A 12383-nucleotide genomic window follows, 5' to 3' on the forward strand; every position below is an offset into this window, starting at 1 on the left:
GCTAGGGTCCCATCGGCGGGCCCGGCATTCCCCGCGATGCCGTCTGCGCCTCGTTCGCTTCTCCGGTGACGACCCGTTCGCCTTCCTCCAGGCCGGACCTGATCTCGACGGTTGTGCGATCGCTGAGACCGACCTTGACCTCGCGCTCCTGAATCTCTCCGGACGCGCTGGCGACGCGGACAGTGCTGCGGCCGTCGGATCGCCGCGTCACCGCAAGCGCGGGAACGGTCTTCACGCGGCTGGCTTGACCGGTGACGATGTGCACCTCGGCCGTCATGTAGGTCCGCAGCGAAAGATCGGGGTTCGGCACCTTGAACACGCCGATATAGTAGATCGCCGTGCTGCTGGAGCTCGACGAAGTCGTGCTCGAGGTCGACGTGGTGGTCGAGGAGAAGCTCGCGTCGTTCTTGATGGACTCGGGCGCCGGCTCGATCTGCTCCAGATGCGCCTCGTAACGATGATCCTGGTCGCCGAGAATGGTGAAGTACAGTGGTTGTCTTGCTCTGACCTTGACGATGTCGGCTTCGGAGATTTCGGCGCGGACGGTCATCGTGTCGAGCTGGCCGAGTACGACGATGGTCGGTGCGGACTGCACGGCGTTCACCGTCTGGCCCTCCTGCACCACGGTAGCGAGAACCGTGCCGTCGATCGGGGCGGTGATGCGGGTATATTCGAGGTTCACCCTGGCCGTCTCGACGCTGGCCTCGGCCCCGACAATCAGGGCTTCCAATGCAGCGATCTGGGCGCTGGTCTGTCGCACCGTCGCCTCTGCGCTGTCGAAATCGCCGCGCGAGGTCGCACGCTGCGCAAACGTCGCCTGCTGGCGCGCAAGGTTCGCCTCGGCAAGCGTGAGCGTGGCCTCCTTCTCGAGCTTCTGCGCGCGGTAGTTCTTTAGCGACGCTTCGGAGTTGCGCAGGTCGTTCTGCTTGGTGACGGGATCGATCTGGGCGATGACGTCGCCGGCCTTGACGGTGTCGCCGACCTTGACGTTGAGCGCTGTGATCCGCCCGGAGACCTGCGCGCCAACGGCCGTCAGCCGTGCCGGCTTGAGCGTGCCGCTCGCAAGCACCTCCTCGCGCAGGTCGCTGACTGTGACCGGTGCGGTGATGTAGGACTGCGTCTTGCCCGACGTTCCCGGGAAATGCGCGGCGGCGACGACCCCGGTCACCGCTGCGGCGAGCAGGGCGGCGGTGATCTTCAGGCGCTTTGCGGGGTGCGCAAGGCGGAGGTCCCCACCGAACCGGTCAAGGAGACGGCCGGGTAGCGGTCGGCTTCGGCCTGGCCGATCTTGGCCGTGGCCTGTGCAAGCTTGCGCTCTGCGCTCGCCACGTCGGGACGACTGGTGAGGAGATCGGCCGGTATGCCCGCCGGCAATGGCATGCGCGGTGCGGGCACCGGCGCGGACTGCGCGAGCATGGAGGCGACGCCGTCAGGCGGGCGTCCGCGCAGAATTCCGAGCCGGTGAATGTCGGCCGCGAGCGCGGCCTGATAGGTGGGAATGTTGGCCTCCGTGCTCGCCGCCTGAGCGGTTGCTTTGGCCAGGTCCACGGCGGTGGCGCTGCCGGCTTCGTACTTCGAGCGGGTGAGCCGCTCGGTGTCGCGCTGTGAGGTCGCGGTCCGCTCCGCCAGCGCGATCCGGGCCTGATAGCCGCGGGCCTCGACGTAATAGGCGGCGACGTCGCCGATGAGCGTGACGAGGCTGTCGCGCAGATCCTCTGCGGCCGATTGCTCGGCGCGCAATGCGGCCTCGATGCCGCGCTGCGTGCCGCCGAACAGGTCGAGCTCCCAGCTCGAATCGAAGCTCGCCTGGTGCAGCGTGTAGGGGGCACTATCGACGAGGACTGAAGCGGAGCCCGCGCTCGTCTTGTTGTTGGTGACCGAGGCTGTGCCGCTGACGGAGGGGAACAGCCCCGCCGTGGTCTGTTGCAGCGTGGCGCGCGCCTCGCGCACGACGGCTTTCGCCTTTGCAACGCTCGGGTTCGCCTCGACGGCCTGTTCGATGAGCCAGCTGAGCAAGGGATCACGCAGGCGCAGCCACCACCGATCCAGCCGTCCGGTGTCGTGGCGGGACGCAGTCTTGGTGCTCCACTGCGAAGGCAGATTCGGCGTGGGCGGGCCGGCGTAGTCCGGACCGACCGCACAGCCGGTCAATAGGCCGCCGACCGTCAGCATGAGGCAGAACGATCCGACGCGCGACAGGATGAGGCAGAACGGGCAGGACGTCCGATGATGGCTCTCCTTTACAGATGCCAGAGGCAAGGCAGCGAATAATTTTGACGACATCAACCCGACTGAAATCCGTTGACCTGACCTTCCAGGAGGAGGGAAGCGCTGGTTGTACTCCCAAGGGAGCCGGCCGCGCTGCGAGCCAGGTCGCCGTCACTAGCCGGGCGATCGTGGCGTTTCGGCAGGCAGAATGTTGCTGAATGTAAACAGATGTAACGCGACGTCTCGGCGTCCGAAGAGGCCAGGAGGATCATGGTCAGCTGCCTACCAGGAGAGCGGAATTCTCTGCGGAAATCCGCCGAGATCCGAGGCAGGGCTCAGGGGCTGGCGATCGAGCGGCCGGTTGTTGTTCTCGCGGGCGAACGAGACGCCCGGCGGAAAGGCATAGTCGCTGAACTTGCGCTCGCCCGGGAGCACCTCGGTCCCTCCATCGAGCCATGAACGCTTGCTGACATAGATGCGCGTATGAGGCCCCGATTGGTAGGAGCGATCGGGGCCGCGCGGACCATACTCGTATACGGCGTTCTTTGACGTCTGTTCTCGATCGCGCTTGCTGGCCGTATCCGCCCTGCAAGTCAGTGTCGAGGCGAGCATGACAATTAGAACGATTCTGGTTTTGGCAAACGGATTCATCGGCAGGCGTCCCATGCAGGTCATCAGAAGCCGATGCCTCTCGCATCGGCTTCTCCGCCGGTAAAGAATTCACTTTTTGCGCGATGTTGCTGAGCGCTGGCGCGGGCCTGCGCACGCGGCGATCGCCGTGATGCCGGATTCTTCCGGGCGCAAGGAGCATGCGCGATCACGGTGAATGCTCCGCTCTGCGTACAGGACACGAGCTATCGCCGGATCAAACTCAATCACCGGAAACAATGCAGTAACTTTGGAGCCACACCGCGGCCACAGCTTTCCCGTTTCAGAGCAAGTCATGTGGACTTGAGGTGCGGAATGTCTGTTTGGCGAGCCTGGTTGGTTGCAGTCGCGGTGTATGGTGTATCAATTGCAGCTTCGTTACCCGTCGTACTGTCGCCGCGGCCGGCGGCCGCGCAGGCGGCGGATACGATCGTTGTCGAGGGCAATCGCCGCGTGGAGGCGGACACGGTCCGCTCCTATTTCAAGCCGGGTCCCGGCGGGCACCTCGATCCGCCCGCCATCGACGACGCGCTCAAGGCGTTGATCGAGACCGGCCTGTTTCAGGATGTAAGGATCAACCGGGCCGGCGGCCGCATCGTGGTCTCGGTGATCGAAAACGCGGTGATCGGCCGCATCGCCTTCGAGGGCAACAAGAAGATCAAGGACGAACAGCTCTCCGCCGAGGTCCAATCCAAGCCGCGCGGCACGTTCTCCCGCGCCATGGTGCAGTCGGATACGCTGCGGATCGCCGAGATCTATCGCCGCTCCGGCCGCTACGACGTGCGCGTCACGCCAGAGATCATCGAGCAGCCGAACAACCGCGTCGATCTCATTTTCACGATCGAGGAGGGCGCCAAGACATCGGTCAAGTCGATCGAGTTCATCGGCACCAGCGCCTTCTCGGCTTCGCGGCTGCGTGACGTGATCAAGACGCATGAGAGCAATCTACTCAGCTTCCTCGGCAACAACGACATCTATGATCCAGACCGCGTCGAGGCCGACCGCGACCTGATCCGCCGCTTCTATCTCAAGCACGGCTATGCCGATGCGCAGGTCGTGGCGGCGCTCACCGAATACGATGCGGACAAGAAGGGCTTTCTCGTCACCTTCAAGATCGATGAAGGTCAGCAATATCGCGTCGGCTTGGTCGATTTCCGCTCCAGCATTCCCAATTTCGACGCGAGTTCGATGCGCTCCTATTCGCGCGTCAATGTCGGCTCGCTCTACAACGTCGAATCGGTCGAGAAATCCACCGAGGAGATGCAAATCGAGGCTTCGCGCCGCGGCTATGCCTTCGCCGTGGTGCGCCCCAGCGGCGACCGCAATTTCGAGGCGCACACCGTGTCCGTCGTGTTCAATATCGACGAAGGGCCGCGCACCTATATCGAGCGCATCAACATCCGCGGCAATACCCGCACGCGCGACTACGTGATTCGGCGTGAGTTCGACATCTCGGAGGGCGATGCCTACAACCGTGCGCTGGTCGATCGTGCCGAACGCCGCTTGAAGAACCTCGACTACTTCAAGAGCGTCAAGATCGCCACGGAGCCGGGTTCCTCCAGTGACCGGGTGGTCCTGATCGTCGATCTTGAGGAGAAGTCGACCGGCGACTTCTCGATATCGGGCGGTTACTCCACGACCGACGGCGCGCTGGCCGAAGTCTCGGTTTCGGAGCGCAACCTGCTCGGGCGCGGGCTCTACGGCAAGGCGTCCGTCAGCTACGGCCAGTATTCGCGCGGCATATCGCTGTCCTTTGTCGAGCCCTATCTGCTCGATTACCGGCTGGCGCTCGGAATGGACGTCTCCTGGCGCCAGCAATTGGCGAACAGCTACACGAGCTACGGCGTGACGACGCTGGGTTTCTCCCCGCGCATCGGCCTCGCATTGCGGGAGGATCTCTCGCTCCAGCTCCGCTACTCCTTGTATCGGCAGAACATCACGCTCGCCAGCGTGTACAACAACTGCAACAACAACGCGTCCAACACGTCGCTGGCCTACAACCCGACGCCGGCTTACATCAAGAGCGTTCTGGGCGGTGTGGATCCGACCAATTCGACGGATTCGAGCCTCTATGGATACGGTTGCTATGGCGACGGTGAATCGAGCCTGCCGGTGCGCAAGGAGCTGGCGAACGGCGCGACATGGACGTCGGCGCTCGGCTACACGCTGAGCTACAACACGCTCGACAACACCAAGAACCCGACGGACGGATTGCTGATCGACTTCCGGCAGGATTTTGCCGGGGTCGGCGGCGACGTGTCCTATCTGAAGAGCGCGGTGGACGCCAAGTACTATGCGTCGCTCGTCTCCGACATCGTCGGCGTGATTCATCTCCAGGGCGGCATCCTCAACAAGCTCGGCGACCAGGACCTGCGCATGCTGGACCATTTCCAGATGGGGCCGAACCTCGTGCGCGGCTTCGCCTCCAACGGCATCGGGCCGCGCGACATTACCTATGCGAGCTTCGGCGCGGCCGGCGATGCGCTCGGCGGCACCAAGTACTGGGGCGCGTCGGTGGAGCTGCAGATGCCGTTCTGGTTCCTGCCAAAGGAGGTCGGCCTGAAGGGCGCGGTCTACGCCGACGCCGGATCGCTCTGGGACTACAAGGGGCCGACATCCTGGTCGGTCACGGGCGAAGTCAATACGAAGGCCTGCCCGACCTGCGGACTGCAATATGACGACGGCAACGTGGTGCGTTCGTCGGTCGGCGTCGGCCTGATCTGGGCATCGCCGTTCGGACCGCTGCGCTTCGACTACGCCGTGCCGATCACCAAGGGCAAATACGACACCGTCCAGGAGTTCAGGTTCGGAGGCGGCACCTCGTTCTAGCGAGACGCCGCGCGAGCAAGCCGCGCCGGGGTGGAGATGCTCCATCTTGACGCGCGCGCGTCCTTGGCGCAACCGCAACTGCGCCACGGATGCTGTTGGCTTGCGCCGGCTATTGCGCGGTCCAGCCGCCGTCGACGGAGATCGCCGTCCCGGTGATCTGGTCCGCGGCAGCCGAGCACAGGAAGGCGACCGTGCCGCCGAGCTGCGCGGGCGAGACGAAATCGAGGGACGGCTGCTTCTCGGCCAGCAGGGACTTGAGAGCTTCCCTCTGGCTGATGTTCTTCTGCGCAGCGATGTCGTCGATCTGCTTCTAAAGGCGTTCGCACCCAGCCGGGGCAGATCGCGTTGCAGGTCACGCCGCTTCCGGCAGTCTCGAGGCCAACCACCTTTGTCAGGCCGACCAGCCCGTGCTTGGCCGCAACATAGGCAGCCTTGTGCGTGGAGGCGACGAGGCCGTGGGTGGATGCAATGTTGACGATGCGGCCCCAGTGCTGCTTCTTCATCTGAGGCACCGCCGCCGCGATGCCGTGGAAAGCGGCCGACAGGTTGATGTCCAGGATTGCATGCCACTTGGCGGCAGGAAATTCCTCCATCGGCGCGGTGAACTGGATGCCGGCATTGTTTACGAGGATATCGAGCGTCCGAACGGTCTCCACCGTCGTGCCGGTCAGCCCGCGCACGGCATCTGCCTTCGACATGTCGGCGCCATCGTAAATGACGCGTACGCCATGGTCGCGTTCGATGCCCTTGCGGATTGACTCGAACGGGAGAAGGTCGTGGGTTGGCTACTCCTTTTTCGCTATGTTTGTCCGAGGAAATTCCAGACGATCGCTTGCCAGACAGATGAGCGTCTAAAACGCCTCGAAGAGTCTGCTTGAATGTCGCGTTGCCTAACGTTGTAGGTTTCGAAATCCCGTTTTTAGGGGGAGTATATCGGACCCAGTTGACGCGCTTGTCAGCGCCAAACTCTGGAATGAAAAGACGCTGTTGAGAGCGCAGCGATCAAGAGCAGCAGATTATCTGGCCGACTCGATTTTCATTCTCGGCCAGAAAGGCACATGCCCGCCGGTGTGGTTGCACGAACTGCTTCTCTCTCTCACCCTTGTACGATACAACGTGACAGCGCGCCGGCATGCGTACCTAGTCTGACGAGTTGATCTGAAGGGCTAGCCTTTTAGATCATGTGGCGAATGCAGGATATCGATTTCAGCCACTCGCATGCCTATAGGCCGTAAGGCAATGCCGGAATCTACAACTGAGCTGCGACCGCACAACGCTGGCTGAGCAAGTGTACGATTGTCAGCATTTTGGACTGAGCCGATTGTCGGTTCCGGACCAGATGCCCGTACTGGGTTCTGTACTGGGCTACCGAGCCAATGGACGACCCCCACGCCTGCTTCAATGGGGCGACAGGACCTGCCGCGTAATACATTTTTACGCACGTAAGTCGATGACATTTCGAACGAACCTTTACATTGTTCGCTATTTGTTCTATGCCGCTCTATCGCCGACCTCAAAGGGAAAAGCAAGAGATTGCGTTGGATTACGGTGATTATCGACACCGTCAATTCGACGGAATCGGAGTGTACGGATAGGTTCGAGAAATGAATTTGATAGCTCGCATGAATTCCGGTCCCGCGGTTGCATCCGTCTCTCCACGCCGCGAGCTGGGTGCGTACGAAGCGTTGTGGCTTGAAAAGGGTGCCACATTCAAGACGCTTGCGGAACGATTTGCGGCCGATCCGTCCGCGCTACCGTCCGATTTCGTATCCGACGCAGTCGCGGACGCGCGCGCCTCGGAAGTCTTGGCGAAACTAACAAAGGCGGGGGTTTCACGATTTGGCACACGGCTCAATCTAACTGGTAACTATCCGGCGAAGCTCCGCGATGCACGGCATCCCGTCGAGATGCTGTATTTCCAGGGAACTTGGGAGTTGACCGAGACGCGCTGTGTGGCCGTGGTCGGCAATCGCGAGGCCACTGCGGAGGGTTTGCGCCGAGCTGCGAAGGTTTCTCGAGCGCTGGTGGAAAAGGGCTTCACGGTCGTATCCGGTTTGGCCGCGGGGATCGATGCGGCGGCACACAGCGCAGCGATCGAGGCGGGTGGCCGAACGATCGCCGTTATCGGAACGCCCATCGGCGTCTACTACCCGAAGGAGAATGAAAAGCTCCAGCGCCGAATTGCCGAGGAGTTTCTCCTGATTTCGCAAGTGCCCGTTCTGCGATACGCTGCCCAACATGTACCGCAGAACAAGCTGTTCTTCCCCGAGCGAAACGTCACGATGAGTGCTCTGACGGAGGGCACGGTCATCGTCGAGGCGGGTGAAACGAGCGGAACCCTCACTCAGGCGCGAGCCGCCCTTCAACAAGGACGAAAGCTTTTCATTCTTGATTCCTGCTTCGAGCGCAGTGACGTGACGTGGCCTGCCGTCTATGCCAAAAAGGGCGCCATCAGGGTGCGAGATATATCCGATATCTGGAGCGCGCTCGGCGATGGCGCTACGGCTTCAGAAGATTGACCCGACCAACCGCGGCGACCACTACTACCTCGTCGACGAGGACGAGTGCTATTTCCTGTACGAATACACCGCCCATGCCGGATGGCAGGGCGGCGCGACCAATCAATTGATCCATAACCTGCAGAAGAAGCGAAACGCCGGCGGCTACCTATACAAGACGCCTGCGATCGCGCAATGCGCTCAGGCGTTTTCCGAAGTCATCAACGCGGATTGGCTGGCGCACGCCAGTCTTGTCCCGACGCCTCCCTCCAAGATTAGAACGGATGTCGATTACGACGATCGCATCTGCCGCGTTTGCAACGGAATCCGTAAGCCTGGTGCGCCTCAGGTGTTAGAGCTCATCGAGCAGATCACATCGACCGAGACGTTCAAGGGAGGAAATAGGAAGAAGCCAGATGAGCTTCGTCAAAACTATCGATTCAACGAGCAACTTCTTCGGGGCGGAGTTCGCCCGAGCATCGGAATCGTCGACGACGTCCTTACCACAGGCTCACATTTCCGCGCGATCAAGGACATGATCTTGGAGCGCCTGCCGGATACTAAAGTAGTTGGGTTCTTCATCGCCCGCCGGGTAATTCCCGACCCATTCGATAGCGTGTCGATCGAGGACCTTCTCAAGTGAGACTGACTTCGGTATGCCGCGAGAATGCGAGCTAAGTCTCTCAGGTCCGAGAGCGATCTCCGCGACCGCAGCCGTGACGCTAGACATGCTCCAAAAGCGACTCGAAGACGTTCGAATCTGCTATATTCCGACTCCGATATACTGGAGCGGTTCGATGTGGTTCATCCTGAACTCTCCACGCTGAGCGCTCGTGGAACCCACCGTTGGCAGCAAGATCTCGTCAGCTTCTCGAAGGGCGGAGCGTCTGTTCGCAAATTCCTCCAGTAGTTCGTTTCCAGTCGGTGCCCAGCACGTCAAGCAGGCTTGCGGCCTGACGCCCCTTCCGACCTGGTCGAAGGGGCGTCAGGCCCTTTTGTGTGAGAGGCCAAATCAAAGCGCTTCCTAATTAAACGGCAGAGGCGATCGCGATTATCAGGGTAACAAGAGTACCGAGATCGACTTCACTTATGGTCGCACGTCCAAAAATGAGTTTGGCGACCGTTGTTCGGTTAATGTCAGTACGCATATCCGCAGGCAGCGCTGCGACTGCTTCATCAAAAATACGTCCTAAAACCAAAAGCTGTTCCGGATCGTAGACGCCGCTCTGTTGATGGAGTTGCGCCGGTCGGAAACCGGCGACCGCGCCGGCTATATGGTCGTCGCGTTCTGGGCGGATTCTTGCCGCTATCAGTTCGCTCGTCAGCTCCGTGAGCCGCTTTGTCGCTTCACACGCGTTCTTGTCTTCCCAGATGAGTCTTGCGACCTCTTCGATTTGCAGCTCGATCATCTGCTCAAAATGCTGAACACGCGAGCCGCAGCTACTCTGTTCTGCTGGTTCTGATCGGTCTGGTGTTGTCTGGGCCGGAGGCGGGGCGGCCCGAATTGAAGATGAGTTGAGCGGGATATGCAGAGGAAAGGGGACTATCCCGGCCAGTTCAGCGCATCGCGCTGTCATCCGAGACGGTCGTTTCTCGCGTTTTGTTGGCCGCATCCTTCCGGATCTGGACATTGTCATACTCATGGCTGCCTCCTGTACTGTTATGGGGGGAATTTGGGGGTCATTCACGCCAGCGGTTCGTTGCGGGCAATGTCGGGTTCGGACATTCGGCGGTGGAGTCCCCTGGGGAGCGCACGCGCTCGATATTGCCTACCGATGTGCAATGAAAAGCGGTCTGGAAGACCCTTTTGGCCGCCAGCTGCTGCCAATCGAGGGCGGCGTGGCGTGTTCAAGAAACAGAAATCGGCCTTCACGAGCTGTACTTTCTGAGCGACCCGTTAAAATGGAACTAGTCCATCACGTTGGATTGGTACAATAGATAGTTATGATAGAATGCATCCGCGTCGTGAATGCATCGGACCAATGGCGGCCCATCGGATGACGCGTGTACGCTCAGAAAGGCTAATGGTGCTGTCCGGTACCCAACTGTCGGGCTGCATCCTGTCTGCCCGGGACAGGTCCGATCACGCTGACATCGGTTGGAATGCGAGCTTTAAGGGACCATGCGGCTCGATCGCTCCAACCATGCAGTCTCAGCTTTTCCGCGGGATCGCAACTTTGGCCGGCTCTCTGTGTGACGCCTGAAGGCTTTAGTCGCCAAGCGTTGGCGGGCTCGGTAAGATTGCGCCCGCTGCTAACTCACATCGATTTCTAGGCTGAAAATGTCCGAGTTCATCAAAAGGCAGTGAGATCAAGGGTCTGATCGATGAGCTCGCTGACATCGTTGCAATTTCGTTCGAGATCATCGGTCGCAACGTCGTCGAAACAGTTGAGTCGAAAACTCTGATGCTCCCGCGCGGCAATCAGGATGACGTGGAGCGTCAGTCAGGGGTTCTTCCGCATATTTGGTGCAGGTCTCCTCTTCGCGTTTCATCGTGAGCGATTGTGCGTTGTCAGGCGGTGGCCAGTAGCCTGTTTCGGAGCAGTGCATATCCTGAACGGCCATACATCTGGCGCTTGATCGTCTTGAGGCGGTTGATCTGTCCTTCGACGGGGCTGGTGCTCCAGGGTTGGGTGATGGCTGCCCGAACAGCCGCGATGTCGCGGCCGATGCCTTCTGCAAGCGAAGCCAGTTCGCTGCTCGAAGCATCCTCGATCCATTGCTCGAGATTCGTATCATCATGCCCCCGTATCAAGGCCGCAAGACGTCGAGCAAGCTCACCGGCGTTGGAAAGCTCCGGCGCAACCTGATGGAGATGGTGAAGGAACCGCTCGGTCTGCTGATCGAGCGATCGAGACTCTTTGCTCAGGAGCCGTGCACAGTTGCGGCGCGAGGGCGGTCGCCATCGCACATTTGGCGCGGACGTCGGTGAGCCTTGCTGGCGGGCAGCAGTCCATCGGTAGATGGTCGTTTTGCTGCCTTCAAAACCGCGGCGCTTGATTTCGGTCCACAATTCCAGCGCGCGGCGTTCACCTTCCTCCCAGCGCTTTTCCAAATAATCTCGGAAAGGATCAACGAGGACGGAGCGCGCGGGTGGCCGCCGGTGCTCAGGCTCACCGCCCGCAGCAAGCCAGCGCTCGACCGTCCTCACGCTCATGCCGATCCGCGGCGCGATCCCGCGCGGCGACAGGCCGTCGGCGCGCAAGTCGAGGATTTCAGCATAGAGTGAACGGCGATGGTTGCGCCGCGCGCGGCGCAGCTGATCAAGCTTTGTAGAAGGCTCTATTGGTGGTTCGAGCTTGGTTTGATCTTCGACCATATCCGCAATCGTGGCCTTTCCAGCGATACCGATCGCCTTGCGATGACGGCAAACAGCCAAATGCAGCGCTTCACCCAGGTTTTGGAGAAGATGAAAACGGTCGGCGACCTGCGTCGCCTCGGGGGCACCACGACGGGCGCCCTCAGAATAAATGCCGGCACGATCGCGCGCGATCACTTCGATGCCGGGATGGCGTCCCAGCCAGGACGCGACCGCATTGGCATTCCGATTCGGCAAAAGATCGATAACGCGATTGCGCTCCAGATCGCAGATGATGGTGCCGTAGCGTTGCCCCTTGCGCCAGGCCCAGTCATCGATGCCGATCACACGCGGCGGCTCTAGCGGCTTGAATTCGGCTGCGCGGATCATCCGTAGCAGCGTGTCTCCGCTGGTCGGCATGCCAAGTCTGTGCGACAGACGTGCGCCCGGCTCGCCGCCGACCGCGAAACCGATCGCCAGTTGCCTGTCGCGGAGACGGGACGTTCGTCTCGCTTTCGGTCGCGCGGTTTCCGGCAACCGCTCAGTAAATATCTGGCGCGGGCACTGCGAATTCGCGCATCGAAAGCGTCGCGCGTTAAGCCGGATCTCGACAATCCGCTCTTGCCACGGCAGATCGGTTAAGCGTCGCACGTAATGGCTGTGGACGCGGCCGGTCTGGCAGCCGCAACCGGGACAGAACGAGACCGCTGACTTCGTCCGAGCCACGAGCATCACCTTGTCGCCCTGGGGAAGGATCTGGACAATCGAAAGCTCGGGGGAGACCAGCGAGCACAAGGAATGGAACAAGGGCGAATCACGGACGTCGACTGCGATTCTGACCTTATGGCCTTATTCGCGCCTTCCGTGAATCCGCCAACTTGCATCAAATATGCGGAAGAACC

Annotated in this window: 9 protein-coding genes; 3 read left to right on the forward strand and 6 right to left on the reverse strand. The window is 61.0% G+C overall.

Features of this window, described 5'->3' with window-relative positions; all coding sequences use genetic code 11:
- Position 1 precedes the first annotated feature (1 nt).
- The 3 genes from AXW67_RS32325 to AXW67_RS32335 form a co-directional block, all read right to left on the reverse strand.
- Complete coding sequence (locus AXW67_RS32325; RefSeq protein WP_063681186.1) at positions 2-1201, reverse strand: efflux RND transporter periplasmic adaptor subunit; 1200 nt, start codon at positions 1199-1201, stop codon at positions 2-4.
- Complete coding sequence (locus AXW67_RS32330) at positions 1198-2172, reverse strand: efflux transporter outer membrane subunit (protein WP_245315792.1); 975 nt, start codon at positions 2170-2172, stop codon at positions 1198-1200. Before AXW67_RS32330 ends, AXW67_RS32325 begins: the two co-directional genes overlap by 4 nt.
- A gap of 318 nt (positions 2173-2490) precedes the next feature.
- Entirely contained in the window at positions 2491-2874 is a 384-nt protein-coding gene (locus AXW67_RS32335; RefSeq protein ID WP_136624114.1) for a hypothetical protein, read from the reverse strand.
- 297 nt (positions 2875-3171) lie between these two features.
- On the opposite strand from AXW67_RS32335, the gene bamA reads away from it, so the two are divergent.
- The gene (gene bamA / locus AXW67_RS32340) at positions 3172-5685 is read left to right on the forward strand and encodes an outer membrane protein assembly factor BamA (protein ID WP_063681187.1); all 2514 of its coding nucleotides are present in this window, start codon (positions 3172-3174) and stop codon (positions 5683-5685) included.
- Here bamA and AXW67_RS45115 read toward each other — a convergent pair.
- Positions 5682-6383, reverse strand: coding sequence for an SDR family NAD(P)-dependent oxidoreductase (locus tag AXW67_RS45115; protein WP_430648741.1), 702 nt, complete (start codon positions 6381-6383; stop codon positions 5682-5684). The two genes, bamA and AXW67_RS45115, sit on opposite strands and share 4 nt — an antisense overlap.
- 924 nt (positions 6384-7307) lie before the next feature.
- Here AXW67_RS45115 and AXW67_RS32355 point away from each other — a divergent pair.
- Both AXW67_RS32355 and AXW67_RS41130 read left to right on the forward strand, forming a co-directional pair.
- Positions 7308-8204 carry a DNA-processing protein DprA gene (locus tag AXW67_RS32355; protein ID WP_245315793.1) on the forward strand — a complete coding sequence of 299 codons (897 nt, stop codon included), beginning with the start codon at positions 7308-7310 and terminating at the stop codon, positions 8202-8204.
- Complete coding sequence (locus AXW67_RS41130) at positions 8179-8826, forward strand: hypothetical protein (RefSeq protein ID WP_082905989.1); 648 nt, start codon at positions 8179-8181, stop codon at positions 8824-8826. The genes AXW67_RS32355 and AXW67_RS41130 overlap by 26 nt, the downstream gene beginning before the upstream one ends.
- A gap of 385 nt (positions 8827-9211) precedes the next feature.
- Here the strand turns inward: AXW67_RS41130 and AXW67_RS41135 are convergent, their stop codons facing one another.
- The gene (locus AXW67_RS41135) at positions 9212-9592 is read right to left on the reverse strand and encodes a hypothetical protein (RefSeq protein ID WP_082905988.1); all 381 of its coding nucleotides are present in this window, start codon (positions 9590-9592) and stop codon (positions 9212-9214) included.
- A 1103-nt stretch (positions 9593-10695) separates the two neighbouring features.
- Positions 10696-12288, reverse strand: a complete 1593-nt coding sequence (locus AXW67_RS32370) for an ISL3 family transposase (protein WP_082908118.1) — start codon at positions 12286-12288, stop codon at positions 10696-10698.
- Between the last annotated feature and the right edge of the window lie 95 nt (positions 12289-12383).

The organism is Bradyrhizobium neotropicale, from assembly GCF_001641695.1.
GTDB lineage: Bacteria > Pseudomonadota > Alphaproteobacteria > Rhizobiales > Xanthobacteraceae > Bradyrhizobium > Bradyrhizobium neotropicale.

Coding starts and splice junctions, on each gene's coding strand:
- AXW67_RS32330 (WP_245315792.1), bottom strand. CDS start 2,172: ATGCTGACGGTCGGCGGCCTATTGACCGGCTGTGCGGTCGGTCCGGAC.
- bamA (WP_063681187.1), top strand. CDS start 3,172: ATGTCTGTTTGGCGAGCCTGGTTGGTTGCAGTCGCGGTGTATGGTGTA.
- AXW67_RS41135 (WP_082905988.1), bottom strand. CDS start 9,592: ATGATCGAGCTGCAAATCGAAGAGGTCGCAAGACTCATCTGGGAAGAC.
- AXW67_RS32335 (WP_136624114.1), bottom strand. CDS start 2,874: ATGGGACGCCTGCCGATGAATCCGTTTGCCAAAACCAGAATCGTTCTA.
- AXW67_RS41130 (WP_082905989.1), top strand. CDS start 8,179: ATGGCGCTACGGCTTCAGAAGATTGACCCGACCAACCGCGGCGACCAC.
- AXW67_RS32355 (WP_245315793.1), top strand. CDS start 7,308: ATGAATTCCGGTCCCGCGGTTGCATCCGTCTCTCCACGCCGCGAGCTG.
- AXW67_RS45115 (WP_430648741.1), bottom strand. CDS start 6,383: ATGTCGAAGGCAGATGCCGTGCGCGGGCTGACCGGCACGACGGTGGAG.